Genomic DNA, 20,889 nt, shown 5'->3' with positions numbered 1-20,889 from the left:
AAATATAGCCGATAGTGAGGACTATCGGCTATGGGGAAATTAAAATTTATACTGGGCGCCGAGTAAGAATCTACGGCCATAATTATGAATAGCAAGTGGACGATTGCTATCTGACATACCAGTGCTGTTACTTGACATTGAACGCTGGTCTTCATCGGTTAAATTAATGGCTTGAAATAGCACATTCAGATTATCAGTCACATTGTAGCTAAGGTTCAAATCATATTGACCAAAGTCATCAATGTACTGGTTGAGTCCTAAATAAGTTGTATAAAAGTATTCAGAACGATAAGTATATGAAACCCTTGCACTAAAGCCCATATTCTCGTAATACACTGTGGCATTGAAGGTATCTTCTGAATTATTAGGCAGAACGGCTTCTTCTCCTGCAGCGACCTGCTCTGCGGTTTGCTCTAACTCAGCATCTGAGTAAGTATAGTTAGTTTGAATACCAAAACCATAACCTAGCTTTTGCGTATAATTAACTTCAAAGCCTGAGTTTTCGCCGCCTAAACCATTTAATGGTTGAGTGATCAAGAAAGTACGCAGTTCTTCAGCACCGGTATCTGGATCAGTCCACATCCACTCTTTATCAACAGTGCTATTTGTAATGTATGAATCGATATCTTTATAAAAGTAAGCTAATGATAAGATAGATGACTCATTAAAATACCATTCAGCTGATAAGTCATATTGCGAAGCACGATATGGTTTTAAATCAGGATTACCTTCATTACCCTTACAGCCTGTTGCTGCAGTGCAATAACCACTTTTACGAGCGGATAAAAAATCATAATCAGGACGAGACATAACTTTTGCTGCAACAAAACGCAGGATGATCTCATCACTGTAATCATAAGCGATATTTAAACTCGGTAGAAAGTCGTCATAACTAGTAGAAAAACCAACTTCTTCGATATTTTGCGGATCAAAACTACGGCCCGTATATTGTAGTGACTGCGAGTCAACATCGGTTTTGACAGCTCGAACACCTAAGTTACCGCGAATATCACTGAATGAAAACAATGCTTTTACGTAACCGGCAGTAATGGTTTCTTGCAAGTCATATGTATAATCTAGATGTTCATAAGGCGCTGTTGATGGTTCGGTAGAAGCAATCCAATTACTATAAGCGGCATTATCAAATTGCCATAAAATGGCATTCTCACCACCCATAAAATCATTAACTGTGGTAGTTGCAAACTGGCCTAAATTATTCGTACTGCCATCAGCCCCCTTTTTAGGATAATTTGCTTTAATTAAGTTTGCGGCTTTACTGTGTTCTCGGTATTTGACCCCAGTTTTTATCGCCGTAAAGTAATCATTATCGAGTCGATACTCAAAATCAAATTGCACATATTTCTCATCGGAATCATTCGCGATATCATTTTTATGATTGTAGTCTAAGCGATAATCGGCAGGCGTAAGAGAATCTGATAATTCAACTTCTGGCATGCCATTTTCGATGCTGTACGAAGCGTCAGTGTCTGCGTAGTACTCTGAATATACGTCACTTACTGCGCCTTCAGCTTTACTATAGCCAAACTGTGTTGTCAGAGTGTAGTTATCTTTTGCATAGGTAACTTTAATATCGTGAGCTTGAGTTTTAAATTCACCTTGGTATCCGGCATTTCCGTAATAGCCTAAATTATTATGGGCAGGTAAAGTCCCAGCAATCACAGTCCCATCGACAATATCGGCCTGCTCAATATTGCCGATGTTTTGTAATATAAAACCACTCGAATAAGTACCGTAAGACTCATGCTCAGATTTTGAATACAAGTTATTAAATAAAATATCTAAATTTGCTGAAGGTGCGTATTGTAAGGTAGCCGTAATGGTATTTAAATCCGAGTCACTGGCATAGCGATTATAACCTACCGCCCCAGGGTAATACTCATTATTGCCATCACCGTTGGCATCAACACTACGGTAACCAAATCTTACTTCTTTACTGTCTCTTTGGGTTGTGAGTTCTTTGCGCACAAAGCCCACATTAAAACCAAAGTCTTCATCTTCATTTTTCCAAGAGTATAAACCTGAAATATAAGGCTTAGTTTCATCCGCATTTTCAAAATGAAATGCTTTCACTGACAATGCGGCATAGTTAGATTCACTGTCTAGTGGCTTGCGTGTTCTAACCACCACAGTGCCGCCAATTGAACCTTCATCAACATCAGCCTCAGCTGACTTAAACACTTCTAAAGTATCGACTAACTCTGCAGGCAAAAGTGAATAGTTAAAACCACGTGATGGACGAGTGATAGACGCCGATGCCGTCGCTGAAGCAACACTCTGACCATTTAATAAGGTAATGTTTAGATGGGGTGCTGTACCACGAATACTTACTCGGTCACTTTCTCCGCCTAAGTCTTTTTCAACTTGCACACCGGAATACGTTGCAGGGCATCGGCTACCGTTTGGTCAGGGAATTTACCGATATCTTCTGCAGATACGGCATCAACAACACTGTTAGCAAACCGTTTCATATTGAGACTCTTCTCGACAGAAGCTGCGTAGCCTTTTACCTCTATACGTTCGATATCTTCTTTTGTTAAGTTTTCTTTGTCTAATTGCTCTGCATCATTAGCAAAAGCCGTACTAGAAGCTGAAATAACCAAAGTGGCGAGTAATGATTTTTTGAATTGAGCTGTAATTGTGTGGAATTTATTATTCATAGTATAAGCATTTAACCTTTTTATATTGCAAAGTACTTGTACGGCTTCAGCTAATTTAAAATAGCTAAATCAAGACATATTTTATAGTTTTGTTACCTGCTGTTAACTTAGTCAAAAAAACACACAAGGTCAATATAATTTATTCCAAAATAAATAAATATTTACAATTTATAATTCCAAAAATATACAAAATGTCCTTTAGTCGCTATCTAAATAAAGCACTTAAATTTATGAAAAATGAGAGCCTTATAAATAAGTGCAATTAAAACAAAAGATTAACGATATAGTGAACTTCGAGGTTAATTTAAATTACGCAGTAGTAAGATACCGTAATTTAAATTAGGTTGGCGCAGAATTGGCAAATTGGACTACTTTGTCGATAACTTAGGGGGCCTTGTAAGCAAGTAGTACTGATCTGTTATTGTAGCTACTGAGGTTTTTGCTGGTTTTCGAGCTTCAGTAAATATTTAGCAGCTCGACGGCTCCCGCGTTGCTGGTTTTTTGGCTAATTGCAGCGCATGATAAATAATATGTTTAGTTGCTTTACTCAACGCCACAAAACATTTTAGCTTGGGGTTTTGCATCTAACGCTAATAAAAAATCATCAGGGAACTGCATTTCGTTTGATATCGAATACGCTGTATCCCAGCGCTCATAAGCTTTTGCCAAACACACTGGGATCATTTGGGCTTATTACATTAAGCCCGATTCAATTAACTGTGCCACATAGTTTTAGTTTTTGACCAAACACTGTTAGATCTGCGAAGAGTAAAACATGGTAAGTACGAATCACCATCTAAGGATTTTTTAATGCCATCAATCCATAGCTCTGCGCAATCAAAATGATTTTCTTCAAGCCAAGCATATAACTCTCTGTTGATGCAAAAGACTTGATATTAAATGGTTCAAATTTTCCAATTTACTTAAAACTCAATCACTTCAATCGCACCGCGTTTTTGCATAGTTACAAACAGCTTGGTTTGCTGGTCATTAAATGCCACATTGGTTGGATGCTGCCCTGTTAAAGTATAGGTTTGCAATATCTTACCTGCGGGGCTAATTTTTAAAATAACACCTGCGCCATAACGGGCAACATACAGGTTACCTTGGTTATCAACACGCATGCCGTCCATACCATGGTCGTCAAATGTGATCAGCGGCTGCTTATTGCTGATGTTTAGCTCACTATCAAGATCATACTGCCAAATAACCCGCTGCACGCTTTCGTTTACGTAGAGTTTACTATTGCTGTTATTAACCGCCACACCATTGGTGGTGCCCATATTATCTTCTAATAATTGAGTACTGCCATCTGTATTTATACGCCATAATTTGCCGGTAGCATCAGCCCAATTAGGGTCGCTGGCAAATAATACACCGCGTTTGGTAATCGCAATATCGTTTGGTTGATTCATGGTTTTATTATGAGCAAAAACCTCAACGCTTTTACTATTAGCAGGCACTTTTAAAATATTATGATGTACATAATCCGCAATATAGAGATTACCTTGGCTATCAAATTGCAAACCATTACCAACGCTGTCATTTGGCAGCTTTAAAAATAAGCTGGCTTTACCATTGTTATCAACCTTACCAATGGTGCCCTGCTCAGCAAAATTAACTGCGTATAAATGCTGCTTATAAAAAACAGGTCCTTCAACGCCTTGAGTAAACACATTATCAGGCACAAACTCCTTACTGTGCTGCGCAATACTGGTGGCACTAAAAAGTGCTGCACAGCTCAATCCACAGATCATCGCTTTCATTTTATTATTATTCCTAATTTAAATTATTACTGGTGAAGATGCTCAAAATAGGGAAATTGTCTTCGCCAAACGACAGCGTTAATGAGCGTTGCTCGCCATCCTCTAGTTTAATGTTTTCAGCCAAGGAAATCGGGGCAACTCGCCGCCCATCAGCAAATAACGCCATAATATGTTCCGCTTGTAAAATGCGTGAACCTGACGCGTCATTACGAATTGTCACCACTGCGACTCGTCGGCCTTGCTCACTACTCATAAAAACGGAATTAACCACTGTAAAATCACTTTTTTTGGAGTAATTTTCGCATCATTTTCAAAACTAAACTGCATTCCCTGTAACGCAACTTGATCGACCGACAATACTTCATCATTTGCCTTTACCAAACCGCTCACAAAAGCACTGACTAGCAGTGGCAGTAAAACCAACAGTTGTATTTTCATTTCATTCCCTCGCTAACAACATCTATCTAAAGGTTATTTTTAACACAACTTGTTCTTAAATGGCAGAACAAATCACCACTATTGCACTGCTGCAAAAATGATTCTCTGCACAGCGATAAACTAATCCATACGCAGCATTGAATTTGCTCACCTTAGCCCTAAGTTCATACGTTAAGCATTTAACTCGCTGCAGACAACTAAGCATTTAGATTTACAGTACTTATACGCAGCTCTTTTTAACTGGATACGGAAAAAAATTATGCAATCTATTACCAATAAACAGCTTACGCTTAAATCTCGTCCTCATGGTGCGCCAACACTTGATAATTTTGCTATTAAAAGCGTACAAATGCCTGAATTACAACAAGGCGAAGTATTACTACGTACCATTTATTTATCACTTGACCCTTACATGCGTGGCCGCATGAGTGATGCGAAATCATATGCTGATCCGGTAGAAATTGGCGATGTCATGGTTGGCGCAACCGTATGTCAAATTGAGCAATCAAATAACGACAAGTTTGCAAAAGGCGATTGGGTACTAGCCTATACAGGCTGGCAGGAATATGCGATTTCAAATGGCGAAGGATTAATGCCATTAGGCAAAGAGCCAAATAATCCATCGTATGCATTAGGTATTATGGGTATGCCTGGCTTTACTGCTTATATGGGGCTGCTGGATATTGGCGCACCGAAAGAAGGTGAAACAGTGGTCGTAGCTGCTGCAACAGGCCCAGTAGGTGCAACTGTTGGGCAAATTGCTAAACTCAAAGGTTGTAAAGTAGTCGGTGTGGCAGGCGGCAGTGAAAAATGCCAATACGCAGTCGAAAAGCTTGGTTTTGATGCCTGTATTGATCACCATAGCGATGACTTTGCCAAGCAGTTAGCTGAGGCATGTGATACGGGGATTGATGTTTATTATGAAAATGTGGGCGGAAAAGTCTTTGACGCCGTATTACCACTATTAAACACCGCTGCTCGCATACCATTATGCGGCTTAGTGTCGCAATATAATGCGACTGAGTTACCACAAGGACCCGATCGTATGGGGGCTCTGATGGGGCAAATTCTCTCTAAGCGCATTCGTATGCAAGGCTTTATTATTTTTGACGATTATGGTCATCGTTATGATGAGTTCGCCACAGATATGCAAAAATGGCTCAGCGAAGGGAAAATTCAATACCGTGAACATTTAATAACCGGGCTTGATAATACAGTGTCTGCTTTTAACGATATGCTGGATGGCAAAAACTTTGGCAAAACTGTAATACAAGTTAACCAGCCACTATAAACTTTATTTTTCAAGCGCAGTTATTACTGCGCTTACAAGGAACACTATGATCAAGTTACATCATTTAAATAAATCACGCTCTAAACGTATTATTTGGTTACTCGAAGAGCTAGACGTTGACTACGAAATTGTGGCTTATCAACGCAACCGTGAAACCTTTTTAGCTCCTGATGAGCTTAAAGCGATTCATCCACTGGGCAAATCACCAGTGATTGAGGACAATGGCCAAATAATTGCTGAATCAGGTGCGATCACAGACTATTTGATCAGTAAATACGGTAACGGTAAGTTTGCGCCAAGCAGTGACAGTAAAGACTATATTGACTACCAGCAATGGCTGCACTTCGCTGAAAGCTCAGCAATTTTACCGCTATTATTAAAAATGTTTGTGCAAAAAGATGGCGCTAAAACGCAATTTTTAGAAGGCTATGCCGATGCAGAAACCGCAAAAGTTATTAGTTACTTTAATGACCGCTTAGAAGGGAAGCGTTACTTAGTAGGTGACTCTCTAACCGGTGCTGATTTTATGATGTCATTTATTGTTGAAATTGTTAAAAATGCAGGCCAACTAGCACATTTTAAAAATCTCGTTAAATACGATGAGCAATTACAAACTCACGAGAAATTTCATTCCGCTAATGAGTTAGAAGCAAAGTACGACTAAATTAGTTTTGTTTTGGCTGTTGAAGGTGGTTTTACAGCCAAGCGATGCACCCATTGCGGTTCGGTCTATCGAGATAGATTTTTTAAAGCATTATAATTCAAAAAGTGCAGTTGCTCATTAATTTGACTACTGCACATTAATTGCTAAGCATTAACATTATTTATACATAACTGATTATTAAAAAAGTAAATTCGTTTTATAAGTCATTCCACTTAACGAATTACGTTGAGTTATAATCAGCCAATATAAAATCGCACCAAATAATACTGGAAAACATATGACCATAAATATGCGCCTCGCCACTGGTTTTGGAGTGATCTTATTAATGATGCTCACATTAACCATTATTGGCACATCTCAAGTAAATCAAATTGACAATAATATAACTGAAATTAACGATATAAATTCTGTTAAGCAGCGTTATGCTATTGATTTTAGGGGCGCAGTACATGATAGGGCAATAGCAATACGGGATGTGGTGATATTAACAAATGCTAGTGATTTAAGCGATACGATTAGCTTAATAAATGAGCTCAATAACAATTACCAAATATCGCATGAAAAAATGGCGAGCTTGGTTGATCAAATGACTGATCACGAGCGCTCCCTAATGAAAAAAATTGATAAAATAGAAGAGCATACCCTCCCCTTAGTGGAAAATATTATCGCCGCTAAACGTGCTAATAATATAAAGCACGCAACTATGCTATTATTAACCGATGCGCGTCCCTCATTTGTAGAATGGTTGGACAGCATTAATCAATTCATCAATCTGCAAGAGCAAACAAATCATAATTTAACGGATAAAACACGTGAGATAACCAGCTCATTTGAGCTATGGATGATTTCATTAACTGCACTGGCTGTTATTATTGGCGCCGTAATTGCCTATATTATTAGTTCAAAAATTAAAAATGCAGTAGGCGGTGAACCACAAGAAGCGGCAGAAGTAATTGCACGTATCGCTAAAGGTGATTTAACCACTGAAATAAATTCCTGCTGCCCTAATAGTATGATGGCATCAGTTCAAGTAATGCAAAAAGAATTGAAAGCTATCGTCAATAGCATTATTGATTCTTCACAAGAGCTTTCATCTCATTCAGCAAGTGTCGCCTCAGGCTCACAACAAGCACTTTATGCTGCAGATAATCAAGTTACGCTAACTAACTCTGCCGTCACCAATTTAGCCAATATGAGCCATAGCATTCACTCAGTTGCCAGCGCAGTAAAACAAACTGAAGATAATTCAAAAATTACCGCACAATTATCACAACAAGGTAGTCAATCGGTGCAAAAAGTAGCAACCGAAATTGGCGGCATATCAACCACAGTGAAAGCAACAGTCAAACAAGTAAACATACTACAAAATCATGTTAAAAACATTGGTGATATATTAAGTGTGATACGTAGTATTTCAGATCAAACTAACTTGCTAGCGCTAAATGCAGCTATTGAAGCCGCTCGTGCAGGCGAATCTGGACGTGGTTTTGCCGTTGTAGCTGATGAAGTTAGGCAACTCGCCCAACGTACAGGTGATGCGACCGGTGATATTGAGAAAATGATTTTACAGATCCAAGATAATACCCAAGCATCTGTCACTGCGATGGAAACCACAGTACCACAAGTAGAAAGTGGTTTATTATTGATGGATGAAGCCAATCAACTACTGCAAGAGATACAACAACAAGCCAATGATTCCTTGGAAAAAGTACTTGAAATTGTCGACTCAACATCAGTGCAAGTTGCCACAGTGTCAGAAATTAGTTCTGGTGTAGAGGAAATCGCTAACATGTCCAAGGAAACCAGTTTATCCTTAAAAAACAATGCACAAGAAGCAGTCGCATTGGCTGAGTTATCAAAAACACTGAAGCAGTACATTAGCTATTTCAAAGTGAACTAAAGAGCGCTTTAATACTTTAATCTACTAATCTATATCCTACCGCAGGCTCAGTAAGTAAATACTTTGGGCTTGCGGGATTTGCCTCTAATTTTTGCCTTAGCTGCGCTACATGCACACGCACATATTCAGGGCGGTTTATATATTGCTCTCCCCATATATGGCTTAATATTGCATTATGAGTCAATACCTTATCTTTATTTTGAAATAATAACAGTAAGATTGCATATTCCTTTTTAGTCAGCTTAACCTCATTGTCACCAACACGTACAATATGCTTATTTGGGTCGATACAAATGTCGCCACATTGCAACGCAAAACTGACTTGATTATTAGTACGCAGTAACACCCGAATACGCGCTAATAGTTCATTGGCGCTAAAAGGTTTAGTCAGGAAGTCATTGGCCCCATTATCAAGCGCCGTGACTTTTTCCACTTCACCATCACGGGCTGAGAGTACTAATACCGGTAACTGGCTCCATTGCCTAAACTCCACTAGCCAGTCTTGACCATCCATATCCAAAAGCCCTAAATCTAATAATACAAGGTCATAACTTTGCTCACTTAAAAGTGCAAAACCATCCAGCCCTTTATCACAAATACTCAGCTCATAGCCACTGGCTTGCAGTAAGGTTTTTAAAAAGCTTTGCAACGGCGGAGAATCTTCAAGTATTAAGATTTTAGTCATTATTTTTTATCCAGATTAATTTTGCCAAGGCCATTTCTGTATCGTTATCTATCGTCAGTGAAAATGTGCCTTGATGAAACTTAGCAACTACATCGCAAATTACACTGCCAAGCCCTACACCTTCATCAGCACTTGCCTGTGGCTTGCTAATTAATTTATTGCTCAATAGTAATTGATAACTCACCGCTGACTCGTAACGGCTTTGGGTAAATTCAACAACCACCTCACCATCACCATAACGCCATGCATTTTCGAGCATATTTGCCAGTGCTATTTCTAACAGTGTCACATCGCCTTGGCAGCTCGAATTGGCATCAATATTTGTTGTTACCACAAAATGCGCTAATTGCTGCTGCCTACGTGCTTTTGCTTCGCTTAGCAAAGCTTGCAAGTTAATTGTTTGCCAGCACAGGTTTTCGCCCATTTTATTTACTCGGCTAAGCTCCATCACCTTGTCAAAATGCTGATTAAGAATTTTACTTTGCTCATAAATATTACCGGCCTGCTCTTTTATTATCGCTTCACTGAGTGTGATCTCATCATCGGCCAACATGCTTGAGGCGCCCATAATAGTTGCCAGTGGCGTGCGCAAGTCATGAGATAAACTGCGTAATAATGCATTTTTAGCACGCTCGAGTTCAGCTTGAACTGAAATTGCCGCCGACTGCTGCCTCAGTAATGTTTTCTCATGTACCTGATACAACAATGAAATTGCGGTATTTACGAAGCTCTTTTGTCCTTCAGACAGTAACGTTGCAAAAGCAAACCCCCCCATACTTCGCTCTTTATCACTTAATAGCATAAATTCGCCTGCCACTTGCTGACGCATTTGTTGAAATTGGCAAGTAATGGCCAAATGCTCGCTAATAAGCTGCTGAAAGTACTGCTTTTGCTCATCCAGTGTGTCTAAACTATTTAATCCTTTAGCCAGCTCATACAGTGTTCGACTATTACTCGCGTGTAATTGTACATCTCGCACCTTAGTGTTTAATTCGCCCGCTAACTGGCTGATCATCAATCCCACAATGAGCATCACGATAAAAGTAACTAGATACTCAATATTTTCAATATGAAAAGTAAAATACGGGGTAACAAAAAACCAATCGGTACACGCTACACTGACCAAGGTGGTAATGGCTGCAACGCGTCGGTTACTGCGAACTGCAACCCAGGCGACCCATAACAGCTGTAGCATCACGATGTCGGTGGTCGAAAACCAATCTCGTAACGGATAAATCGCCATAACCACAATGATCGGCATTATCACCGCCAAAAAAAATGCTTTATATTTGCTTGGTTTGCCCTGCACTTGATTCATTAACGATTCCTCTGACAATTAACTACATAGGTTACTGCCTTTTCAATATTGCCTCTATAAAGTTTTTATAAAGTTTTTTATCTCATTTATAAAATCTTTATAAAGCTTTGCAGTGCAGCGCTGACTTTACTATTTGATCCCGTATATTCAACTCAACTTTAGTGATTGCGTGTTACCTGCTATAGGTATTTGATAAGGCGTATTGATGATAAATTGGAAAATCACCTTAAGACTACTCGCCTTTCCTATTATTTGGATGGGAGTGGTACAACTGGTCTTTGCAGCGCTCTCATTATTTATTTTTAAAGACCGAGTTATTAGCGCGTTTCTTATTCCTGGCGCAACGATGATCTCTGTGGCTTTAGTGCTACTTATCAATTTACGTAAAACTGATCTAACCGCCGCAACATTCAGAGACGCACTTATTTACGCCACAGTAACGTGGATTATAGCCGGTATGTTAGGCGCCATTCCTATTCTAGTCATCACTGGCGTTAACTTTAGCGACGCGGTATTTGAGTCAATCAGCGCCTTAACCACCACTGGCGCAACGGTGTTATCAGGGCTCGATAACATGCCTGCTAGCTTTTTATTGTATCGACAATTCTTACAATGGATGGGCGGTTTAGGCATTGTAATTTTTGTAGTGGCTATTTTACCTATGTTGAATATTGGTGGTATGAAATTATTAAAAGCAGAAACACCAGGCCCCATTAAAGACGAAAAATTAACTCCGCGCGTTGCCAGTACCGCTCATTATTTATGGGGTGTTTATTTAGCAATCACCGTACTTTGTACTTTAGCCTATTATGCTGGCGGAATGAGTTTTTACGATGCGATCGCACATGCCTTTACCACGGTTTCAACTGGGGGCTTTTCAACCCATGATGCCAGTATGTGGTATTACCACAGCCACTTACTGCTGTGGATAGCTAATGTATTTATGCTTGCAGGAGCGATTAACTTTGCCTTGCACTTCAAAGTAGCGCATAAAAGAGCCATTACTAGTTATTATCATGATGAAGAGACGCGTTATTTTATTTATATAGTGGTGCTTTTATCGGTTCTTTTAACCACCATGCTACTGCTTAAAGACAGCTACTCAAATGTACTTGAAGCATTTAGTTTCTCTACATTTCATATTATTTCTTTTATTACCAGCACCGGGTATGGCGCGGCAGGCTTTACTGACTGGCCAGCTGAGGCTGGGTTTTTACTGGTTATTGCCGGCTATCTTGGTGGTTGCGCAGGTTCAACGGCTGGCGGAAATAAAATAATTCGTAACATTATTGTTGGCAAAATGATTAATAACAATATTAAACAGCTACTTCACCCAAGAGCGATATTTACACTTAAATATCAAGGCTCGCCCGTTAAAGAAGATGTACGCCATGCAATTATGGCATTTATGACCTTTGCTGTTTGTTCAAGCTTACTGTTTACAATGTTGCTTATGGCAACAGGTCTTGATTTTTGGAGTGCATTTACTGCGGTAGCTGCATGCGTCAATGTACTTGGCCCTGGGTTTGGTAAAGTTGGCGCTAACTTTCAACCAGTTTCAGACACCGGTATTTGGATACTCTCGGTCGCTATGATCGTAGGTCGGTTAGAATATTTTACTGTTTTTGCACTTTTTACTCATAGCTTTTGGAAAAAGTAACGAAGGAATACTATGGCACATTTTACAGTTATTGGTTTAGGCCGCTTTGGCATTGCAGCAAGTCTTGAGTTGATTCATTTAGGGCACACAGTGACTGGCGTTGATAGCAACCCAAAACTCGCCGAAAAGTATGTTGAGCACTTATCAGAGACAGTGGTATGCGATTCAACAGATGAAGCGGCGTTAAAGGAGCTCGATTTAGCAAATAGTGAAGCGGTCTTAGTCGCAATTGGTGAAGATATGCAGTCCAGCATATTATGTACCTTAGCACTAAAAAATTTAGCGGTTAAACAAATATGGGTTAAAGCCAGCACCAAAGCGCATCATACGATTATATCAAAGTTGGGTGTCTCGCGTATTATTCACCCAGAAGAAGAAATGGGAGTGCGCGTTGCACAAGCGCTAAACTACCCAATAGTGAATGATTATATTTCCTTAGGTAATGGTTTATACGTGGTAGAAGTGAGTATCAAAGCGCATTTACATCAAACACAATTAGGCCATTTACTAAAAGAAATCAAAGCGTCAATTGACCCGCTACTGGTTAAACGAGGCAAACAAACATTTGTAAAATTAACGGATGACTTTGAATTGCTCGAATACGACACGCTGCTGTTATCTGGTAACCGTGTACAATTAAACTATCTTGCGCCAAGGCTGTTATAACCATGGTTTTATGGCATCCACTAAAAACTGCTATCGAACGCAGCCCTAGCGGCAATAAAAAAATCAATGCTGCACCGCCGCTTATTTTGTGCTGCAGCTTTTTGATATTAATCGCACTAGGGGCTTTAGCATTAAAGCTGCCTTTTGCCACCAATGAACCTATTTCGTGGATACAAAGTGCCTTTACTGCAACATCGGCGGTAACCGTCACCGGATTAGTTGTGGTAGACACAGGCTCCACATTTACCCCTTTTGGCCAAGGGGTGATCGCGCTATTAATTCAACTTGGTGGCTTGGGTTTGATGACATTTGCAGTGGTAACCTTGCTGGCACTGGGTAACAAAGTTGGCTTTATTCAAAAAACAGTGACTAAAGCCGCTTTTAATCAAACAGATACATCAACACTTTTGAGTACGGCAAAATCAGTGCTGCTTTTTGCCATCATTGTAGAGTCACTCGGTGTTGTTATTTTAACGCTGTACTGGCTCCCTGAGCTGGGCTTACAAACCAGTTTTTTCCATGCGTTGTTTTATACCATTAGTGCATTTAATAATGCGGGATTTGCGCTTAGCCCCAACAGCCTAATGCAGTATGTTGACGATCCCGTGATCAATCTTACCATTACTGGTTTGTTTATTATCGGTGGCCTAGGTTTTACGGTACTTATGGATGTGTATAAATCAAAACGTTGGGCAGCCCTTAGCACCTATAGTAAGTTAATGCTGATCAGCACGGTTATCATCAATATTGTAGCGCTGGTGCTGATTTACGTTATTGAATATGACAATCCAAAAACACTGCAACCCTTGTCAGAAGTCGGTAAATGGCTAGCTGCTTGGTTTCAAGCCGTAACACCGCGTACAGCTGGATTTAATACCATTGCTATAGAAGAGCTGAGAAATGCCAGTACCGCATTAACAATGATGTTAATGTTTATTGGTGGCGGCTCACTCAGTACCGCAAGTGGTATAAAAGTAGTGACTTTTGTGGTGTTGATTTTAGCAACTTACAGCTACTTACGCCGCGATAAAGGCGTTACTGTGTTACGCCGAGAAATCGACAAAGAATCTGTTTATAAAGCACTGGCTTTAACCCTTGTTTCAGCGGGTATAACATGGCTGGCTATTTTTACGTTACTGATTGTTGAAGATGCGCCTTTTTTAGATGTCGCCTTTGAGGCTGTGTCCGCACTTGGCACTGTAGGATTGTCTCGGGGTTTAACTGCTTCTCTTTCTCCGCTGGGCGAATTTATCATTATGTTTTTAATGTTTATGGGAAGGATTGGCCCCTTAACCATTGCCTACTTTTTAGCGAGTCCTCGCAGTAGGAAACTAAGATATCCAAGCGCACAATTATCGATTGGCTAAATAGCAGAGCTGGGAGAATCTCAAACTAAATCCCAGCTAATACTCGCTCAGTGACGTACTAGCTTGATGCCATTTAAAATTCGCCACATACTAACAGACGATTTTCATAGGTTAAAAACACAGATAATAACGCAGACACCCATCTTAATTTCGTAATAGGTAGACTAAAAATTGATTGGAAAATAACAAGAAAATAACAAAGACACCCATTGTTAATTTATGGAATACAGCCAAAAATTAACCATAATGGTTTAAGAGCTTGCATAAAGATAATAACACAGACACCCATCTTAATTTCGTAATGTGTAAACTAAAAATTGATTGGAAAATAACAAAGACACCCATTATTAATTTATGGAATACAGCCAAAAATTAACCATGATGGTTTAAGAGCTTGCATAACGAATATGAGGTTGGTTAATGGTTCTGAATTGAATTGAATTGAATAAAATTTAACTATCGATACATTAATAAACTAACGACAAAAAAACCTTCAAACCAGCGCTTGCTATGCAGGAGAAAAAGCTGTTCATTTGCAGTAATCAACTAATGTAAGCTAACAAAACTCGTCAGCGCGAACCTTTATTTATCAGCTTGGTTATCAAACTAAAAGTGAGGATACCTAAAGCATCAGCAATTAGATCAGCGATGTCTAAGGTTCTACTAGGTATGAAGTATTGGCTTAGTTCTTCCAATAAAACGAATAGAAACACGACGCTCGAACCAACATACAAATTGCATGACAATACTGAATATGATTTTAGCTTAAACGCAAAATTAGCACCTAGAGTAAGCAAACCAAATAAACAAAAGTGCCCTACTTTATCGCCATAAGGAATAATTTTAACAAGCTCAAAGAAAATACTATGTTGCCCCGTATTAGCTTGATATATAACCCATATAATAAAGCTAAGAAAAGTAACTGACACAATAGTGATTAATTTATGCATGATTGTTTAATGTTATTGTTGAGTTACCAACCATAGCCGAATAGTGATTATGATTCAATCACTTAGTGTTCTACTGCTAAAGCAACCATCAGATCCCTGCAAGGTCACGCTCGGTGATGCACTCGTCCGATGCCATTTCAAATTCGCGGCATACTAACGGGCGGTTTTCGTAGATTGAACACATTAAGGTATTGCGGTCGAGTGCTTGGCACCAACCATCATCGGCGCGTTTCATCACTTCGCTGCCCCATTTATCATATTCAATATAATGAAACGGCACGCCAGTATCGGTCACAATACGCACTTCTAACTGACAACAACATGCTTGGCAATTAGCACAAGTAACAGGCTCAGGGGCTGATGTAATATTTTTTACTGCAATGACGGTTTCATCGGGGTGAACAATCTGGGGCATAAAGGCTTACTTTTAAGAATAAGCCCCTAGCATACCTGAGTGAATTTAACGCGCCAGTAGTTTCGCTTTTATTTCGCTGTAACGCTGCTGCTCACACAAACCAAAACCACTGAGTTGACGCACTTTGTTACGCGCAAATAACGGCACGCTCATTCCCGCTAAAAAGCGGCATTGGGTTTCAATACCTATATTATGTATACCTTTACTGGCGAGGTGACTAAGTAACTCATCAACCTTTTGATAAATTACAGCATCGTTAGCAAAGCTATGAGCGAGTGAATATTCAAGTGTTACAGCTTGGCCTCTACATACTGAGCAATGGCCGCATTGCTGTGGCGCTTGATGGTCGTCAAAATAACGAGCAAGGTTATAGCTCAAACATGTTTTAAGCTCGAAAAAGCGAATAAGTGCCGCAATACGCTTAATTTCAGCTTGCTCTTTATCAACAAAATAGCTGTGTAATTGCTTAGCCAGCTCAGGGTTATTGATTACCTCATTATGTACTTGATAGACTTGGGTGATTCGCTTTGTTTCAAGTGCTATTAAATTCTTCTCTGCTAAATAATCAAGCGCTGCAACAACGCGTTTGCGATCCACCTGAGCGGCTTGGGTAAGCGTGTCAAAATTTAGTGTGCCCCAGATTTTTTTAAATTGGGTATGGCTAAATATTAACTGTAAAAATGCTTGTCTATCAGCATCAAAGTGACCAAGTAAAGCGGCTTTATCAACCAAGAACTTATATTTAAAGTCGGCGTAATAAGCATAAAGTGGTGTTATTGCACCTTGCATTTCCAATTGTACTAACAAGGTTTTAAGCGCTAATTGGCGAATATTACTATCACTTGAAAGGCTGTATTCTTGCATTTCCCATTGCTGACTTTCTTTTGAGTGATCGCTTTGGTGTTGGCGAATATCGTTGATCACATGCTCAATACCGCTAAGCTCTGGGGTATCGCCATAAACAAAGTTTTCAACCGTGTTTAAGCCATCTAAATTAGCCAATGTAAAACACTGCGATGGTTGTCCGTCTCTCCCTGCACGACCAATTTCTTGGCTGTAGTTTTCAATCGACTTTGGTAAATCATAATGAATAACAAAACGGATATCTGATTTATCAACCCCCATACCAAACGCAATCGTGGCCACTACGACATTAATTTTACCCGCCATAAAATCATCTTGGATACCATAACGCAGGGTATCTTCAAGCCCAGCATGATAAGCCACAGCGTGTAAGCCTTTACGGCTAAGCGCTTCTGCGACTTGCTCTGCACTATGTTGTAAGGTCACATAAACAATCCCTGGGCCCGTTTGCTCGCGCACAATATTAGCCAATGTACTTGCTTTGTCAGCGCTTTTCACGCTGAGTATCGATAAGTCTAAATTAGCCCGATAAAACCCAGTTTGTACAATGCATTCTGGGGTAATTGCAAAACGTTCACTCATATCACGCTTTACTTTTTTAGTGGCGGTGGCCGTTAATAATAATACCAAGGGAATATTGAGCTCATCACGATAGCGCGGCAGTTTTAAATAATCAGGCCTAAAATTATGGCCCCATTCGGAAATACAGTGAGCTTCGTCAACCACCAGCATTGAAATAGCCACTTGATTAATAAATTCACGAAATCGCTCGTTTTTAAAACGTTCTACCGACACCATTAAGATTTTCACTTTACCGGCACGCACATCGCTCATTACTGTGTGACTTTGCTCTGTAGTTTGGCTTGAATCAAGGCTTGCGGCATAAATTCCCTTGTTATTTAAAAAACCAATTTGGTCTTTCATCAGCGCAAGTAATGGCGAAACAACCAGCGTTAGATTAGGTAAATGCAATGCAGTTAACTGATAACACAATGACTTACCAGATCCAGTGGGGAAAATTGCCAATGATGATTGGTTATTTAGCAGTTGCTCTATGGTTTGCTGCTGACCTTGACGAAATTGACTAAACCCAAAGTGTTGCTCAAGTGAAGAAAGTATCGATCCGCTCATAATATTTCCCTTTATTCATATTCCCTAATAAAGGAAATCATAGTTTGAAAATGCAATGTTTGCCATGGTAACTTTTTTTGCTTTATTTTCTTGGCTTATCTATTTGTTCCTATTAAATTTTACTGACAAATCGTGGGAAAAGGCGCATTATAAATGCGTTGCTTGAAAAGGTATTTTGAACATTTTTGTTCAGCTCAATACCTAAGTGTTCTATACGTTTCATCATCATAAGAGCATTTAGGTATAATTCTTTTGAGGGCAATGAAATGATAACCACACATCCTAAAATCGTGATCATCGGTGGCGGTGCCGGCGGCCTTGAGCTCGCAACGCAATTAGGGCATAAACTAGGGAAGAAAAAACACGCCGACATTCTATTAATTGATAAAAATCGCACCCATATTTGGAAACCTTTACTGCACGAAGTAGCAACGGGCTCTATAGATGCCGATTTAGATGGGGTAGTTTACTCAGCACACGCAGCAAAACATCATTATAACTTTCAACTTGGCACTTTTTGCAACCTTGATAACGCTAATAAAACCATCACACTCAGTGCCTTTAATGACGAACTTGGCCATCAAATTTTACCACAACGCACCGTTCATTATGACTACTTGGTGATTGCCATCGGCAGCGTCAGTAACGACTTTAATACACCCGGTATTAAAGAACATTGTTTTTATCTTGATTCAAACCAACAAGCGGAACGCTTTCAGCACGCGCTACTCGATAACTTTACTCGGCTACATCAAGACGACAACCCACAGCATGCATTAAATATTGCCATTGTTGGCGGTGGCGCAACAGGCGTTGAACTCTCAGCTGAGCTGTATCATGTTTCTGACTTATTAAAACTTTATGGTTTGACAAATATGTCGGCAAAGCGCTTACACATTCACTTAATCGAAGCAGGCCCGCGTATTTTACCCGCCCTACCAGAGCGTATAGCAAACTCAGCGAAAAGAGAGCTACTAAAGCTTGGTGTTAACGTTCGAGAAAACACCCAAGTAAAGCAGGCAACAAATCAAGGATTCATCACTAAAGATGATGAACAGATCGATGCCGACATTATGGTATGGGCAGCGGGTGTAAAAGCCCCCGATTTTATAAAAGATCTCGGGATTTTTGAACTAACTCGTAATAACCAAATCATGGTGAACGACTATTTGCAAAGTAATAGCGATGACACCATTTTTGTATTAGGTGACTGTTGCGCGTCTACACAAAAAGATGGCAAATTAGTACCGCCTCGTGCGCAATCAGCCCATCAAATGGCACAATGTGTTGAAAAAAACCTAATTGCGACAATGCGCCAACAGCCGTTAACTGGCTTTGAATACAGCGATCATGGTTCGCTCGTCAATTTGTCACGCTACAGTACCGTGGGGAGCTTAATGGGCAACCTCACTAGTAATAGCTTTTTTATTGAAGGCAAGATAGCCCGCTTTATGTATATTTCGCTCTATCGCATGCATCAACGCGCTATCCACGGCAGCGCCAAAACCTTTGCATTATGGATCAGCGAAAAAGTGCTCCGGGTCGTTAGACCAAAGATGAAATTACATTAAGCAACTAACAAGAGTAAGTGGAGCCGCCGCTTCACTTACACACCTAGAAATAAAATAAAAAATGACACCCATCTAGAAATTATAATGACACCCATCTATATATATCTAAAAAAATGCAAACTTACATTTTAAAACAATGGATTGAAGGTAAATAAAAAAGACACCCATCAAAAAATTGCAATGATAAAAATTGCAATGACACCCATTCTAAATAAAAATGAAATTACAAACATCCAGGTTAGGGCAATAAACGAAACAATTAAAAACCGTAGTTATTTTCAAAAAGGACTTTTATACAAATGGCAGATAAATATCCAGGGCAAGATCACGAACTTTACCTTGACTTAAAAGTATGATCTTATACTCCTTTTTAAGGAGCCCCCATGCCTGATATTCAACTATTTAAATATTTCGAATCAATTGACGACCCTCGCCAGCAGGGTAAAGTTGTCCATAAACTTTTTGATATCATATTCTTAGCTGTCAGCGCTGTCATATCTGGGTGCCAAGGCTGGGAAGATATTGAAGATTTTGGCCATGATAGATTAGATTGGCTCAGGAAGTACGTTCCTCTTGAGCAAGGTATCCCTCGCCATGACACAATCGCTCGTGTGATGAGTCGCATTGATATGACGCAGTTTCAAGATTCTTTTTCTTCTTGGATGAAAGACTGCTCTAAATTAACTCATGGCGATGTAGTTGCGATTGATGGTAAGCGATTGAAAGGTTCATTTAATCAGTCAGATAGGCGCGATGCACTTTATATGGTCAGTGCATTTGCGTGCGAAAATGGTGTTGTTTTGGCGCAATGCCCTGTTGATAAAAAGTCGAATGAAATCACAGCGTTACCAGAGCTTCTTGAATTACTGGAGATAAAAGGCTGCTTAGTCACGATTGACGCGATGGGGTGTCAAAAATCAATTGCAGAGACAATAGTGGATAAACAAGCCGATTACCTACTTGCAGTAAAAGCGAACCATAAAGGACTACTGTCACAAATAGAGAATGCTTTATTACCTGAGGTCACACGACAAGCGTCCGAAGGAGTTTTGTTTAATGAAGCCGATTATCATAAAAACAGAGAAGAATTCAGGTGTTGTGCTGTTAGTCATAACGTAAGTGATTTATCAGAAACGAGCAATTGGAAAGATGCTAAAACAGTGGGAGTTATTGTTTCTTATAGGAAAGAAAAAAACAAAGTAAGCAATGAGTTATGCTATAGATACTACATCAGTTCAGCATATTTATCGGCGGAAGAACTCGCAAGATCCGCACGGCAACATTGGCAAATAGAGAATGGATTACATTGGCGTTTAGATGTCGGATTTAAAGAAGATGATTGCCGAATTAGGCGTGAAGGTGCAGCACCTGTATTTGCGGGGCTGAGACACATTGCATTTAATCAGCTAAAAGCAGAAACAAGCTTTAATAAAGGCATGCCCGCAAAACAGAAAAAAGCTATGCGCAGTACAGATTACCTTGAAAAGATATTGAAATCATAGATTTTTTTCATGCTCTTGCCCTG

At 39.7% G+C, this 20,889-nt stretch carries 19 protein-coding genes; 8 read left to right on the top strand and 11 right to left on the bottom strand.

Annotation, left to right across the window (positions count from 1 at the left end; translation table 11 throughout):
* Positions 1-39: 39 nt before the first annotated feature.
* The 6 genes from P4S61_RS18745 to P4S61_RS18720 all read right to left on the bottom strand — a co-directional run bounded on the left by P4S61_RS18745 (position 40) and on the right by P4S61_RS18720 (position 4,882).
* Entirely contained in the window at positions 40-2,388 is a 2,349-nt protein-coding gene (locus P4S61_RS18745) for a TonB-dependent receptor (protein ID WP_337118941.1), read from the bottom strand.
* On the bottom strand, positions 2,367-2,678 hold the full coding sequence (locus P4S61_RS18740) for a hypothetical protein (protein ID WP_337118940.1): 312 nt from the start codon (positions 2,676-2,678) through the stop codon (positions 2,367-2,369). The genes P4S61_RS18745 and P4S61_RS18740 overlap by 22 nt, the downstream gene beginning before the upstream one ends.
* Positions 2,679-3,221: 543 nt before the next feature.
* Positions 3,222-3,362 carry a hypothetical protein gene (locus P4S61_RS18735; protein WP_182732401.1) on the bottom strand — a complete coding sequence of 47 codons (141 nt, stop codon included), beginning with the start codon at positions 3,360-3,362 and terminating at the stop codon, positions 3,222-3,224.
* Positions 3,363-3,601: 239 nt separating this feature from the next.
* Positions 3,602-4,444 (bottom strand): SMP-30/gluconolactonase/LRE family protein, encoded by an 843-nt coding sequence (locus tag P4S61_RS18730; protein ID WP_442961604.1) that lies wholly within the window; start codon positions 4,442-4,444, stop codon positions 3,602-3,604.
* 13 nt (positions 4,445-4,457) lie between these two features.
* Complete coding sequence (locus P4S61_RS18725; protein ID WP_337118939.1) at positions 4,458-4,697, bottom strand: hypothetical protein; 240 nt, start codon at positions 4,695-4,697, stop codon at positions 4,458-4,460.
* Positions 4,694-4,882: a hypothetical protein gene (locus tag P4S61_RS18720; RefSeq protein ID WP_337118938.1), complete on the bottom strand. Its 189-nt coding sequence runs from the start codon at positions 4,880-4,882 to the stop codon at positions 4,694-4,696. The genes P4S61_RS18725 and P4S61_RS18720 overlap by 4 nt, the downstream gene beginning before the upstream one ends.
* A 259-nt stretch (positions 4,883-5,141) precedes the next feature.
* Here P4S61_RS18720 and P4S61_RS18715 point away from each other — a divergent pair, with 259 nt between their 5' ends.
* The 3 genes from P4S61_RS18715 to P4S61_RS18705 all read left to right on the top strand — a co-directional run bounded on the left by P4S61_RS18715 (position 5,142) and on the right by P4S61_RS18705 (position 8,737).
* Positions 5,142-6,173, top strand: a complete 1,032-nt coding sequence (locus P4S61_RS18715; RefSeq protein WP_337118937.1) for an NADP-dependent oxidoreductase — start codon at positions 5,142-5,144, stop codon at positions 6,171-6,173.
* A 46-nt stretch (positions 6,174-6,219) separates the two neighbouring features.
* Positions 6,220-6,837 (top strand): glutathione S-transferase family protein, encoded by a 618-nt coding sequence (locus tag P4S61_RS18710; RefSeq protein ID WP_145239764.1) that lies wholly within the window; start codon positions 6,220-6,222, stop codon positions 6,835-6,837.
* A 277-nt stretch (positions 6,838-7,114) separates the two neighbouring features.
* Complete coding sequence (locus tag P4S61_RS18705) at positions 7,115-8,737, top strand: methyl-accepting chemotaxis protein (RefSeq protein WP_145239767.1); 1,623 nt, start codon at positions 7,115-7,117, stop codon at positions 8,735-8,737.
* A gap of 16 nt (positions 8,738-8,753) precedes the next feature.
* On the opposite strand, the gene P4S61_RS18700 is transcribed toward P4S61_RS18705, so the two are convergent.
* Positions 8,754-9,422 (bottom strand): response regulator, encoded by a 669-nt coding sequence (locus P4S61_RS18700; RefSeq protein WP_149981938.1) that lies wholly within the window; start codon positions 9,420-9,422, stop codon positions 8,754-8,756.
* Positions 9,415-10,740: a DUF4118 domain-containing protein gene (locus P4S61_RS18695; protein WP_145239773.1), complete on the bottom strand. Its 1,326-nt coding sequence runs from the start codon at positions 10,738-10,740 to the stop codon at positions 9,415-9,417. Before P4S61_RS18695 ends, P4S61_RS18700 begins: the two co-directional genes overlap by 8 nt.
* 205 nt (positions 10,741-10,945) lie before the next feature.
* On the opposite strand from P4S61_RS18695, the gene P4S61_RS18690 reads away from it, so the two are divergent.
* The 3 genes from P4S61_RS18690 to P4S61_RS18680 are packed head-to-tail and all read left to right on the top strand — an operon-like array spanning position 10,946 to position 14,433.
* Positions 10,946-12,400 carry a TrkH family potassium uptake protein gene (locus P4S61_RS18690; protein ID WP_145239776.1) on the top strand — a complete coding sequence of 485 codons (1,455 nt, stop codon included), beginning with the start codon at positions 10,946-10,948 and terminating at the stop codon, positions 12,398-12,400.
* Between the two features lie 12 nt (positions 12,401-12,412).
* Positions 12,413-13,066 carry a potassium channel family protein gene (locus tag P4S61_RS18685; RefSeq protein ID WP_145239779.1) on the top strand — a complete coding sequence of 218 codons (654 nt, stop codon included), beginning with the start codon at positions 12,413-12,415 and terminating at the stop codon, positions 13,064-13,066.
* Between the two features lie 2 nt (positions 13,067-13,068).
* Complete coding sequence (locus P4S61_RS18680; protein ID WP_182735296.1) at positions 13,069-14,433, top strand: TrkH family potassium uptake protein; 1,365 nt, start codon at positions 13,069-13,071, stop codon at positions 14,431-14,433.
* 569 nt (positions 14,434-15,002) lie between these two features.
* Here P4S61_RS18680 and P4S61_RS18675 read toward each other — a convergent pair.
* The 3 genes from P4S61_RS18675 to P4S61_RS18665 form a co-directional block, all read right to left on the bottom strand.
* A complete protein-coding gene (locus tag P4S61_RS18675; protein WP_337118936.1) occupies positions 15,003-15,383 on the bottom strand; it encodes a VanZ family protein in 381 nt (126 codons plus the stop codon).
* Positions 15,384-15,471: 88 nt separating this feature from the next.
* The gene (locus P4S61_RS18670; RefSeq protein WP_089369063.1) at positions 15,472-15,798 is read right to left on the bottom strand and encodes a YkgJ family cysteine cluster protein; all 327 of its coding nucleotides are present in this window, start codon (positions 15,796-15,798) and stop codon (positions 15,472-15,474) included.
* 45 nt (positions 15,799-15,843) lie between these two features.
* Positions 15,844-17,793: a RecQ family ATP-dependent DNA helicase gene (locus P4S61_RS18665; protein ID WP_337118935.1), complete on the bottom strand. Its 1,950-nt coding sequence runs from the start codon at positions 17,791-17,793 to the stop codon at positions 15,844-15,846.
* A 266-nt stretch (positions 17,794-18,059) separates the two neighbouring features.
* Between P4S61_RS18665 and P4S61_RS18660 the strand changes: the two genes are divergently transcribed.
* Both P4S61_RS18660 and P4S61_RS18655 read left to right on the top strand, forming a co-directional pair.
* Positions 18,060-19,364 (top strand): NAD(P)/FAD-dependent oxidoreductase, encoded by a 1,305-nt coding sequence (locus P4S61_RS18660; RefSeq protein WP_337118934.1) that lies wholly within the window; start codon positions 18,060-18,062, stop codon positions 19,362-19,364.
* A 383-nt stretch (positions 19,365-19,747) separates the two neighbouring features.
* The gene (locus P4S61_RS18655; protein ID WP_337117620.1) at positions 19,748-20,866 is read left to right on the top strand and encodes an ISAs1 family transposase; all 1,119 of its coding nucleotides are present in this window, start codon (positions 19,748-19,750) and stop codon (positions 20,864-20,866) included.
* Positions 20,867-20,889: the final 23 nt, after the last annotated feature.

The organism is Pseudoalteromonas sp. B160, from assembly GCF_037162485.1.
In the GTDB taxonomy this organism is placed as follows: Bacteria; Pseudomonadota; Gammaproteobacteria; order Enterobacterales; family Alteromonadaceae; genus Pseudoalteromonas; species Pseudoalteromonas rhizosphaerae.
Note: the sequence above shows the minus strand (reverse complement) of the source record. Positions and strands in the feature narration are given on the sequence as shown.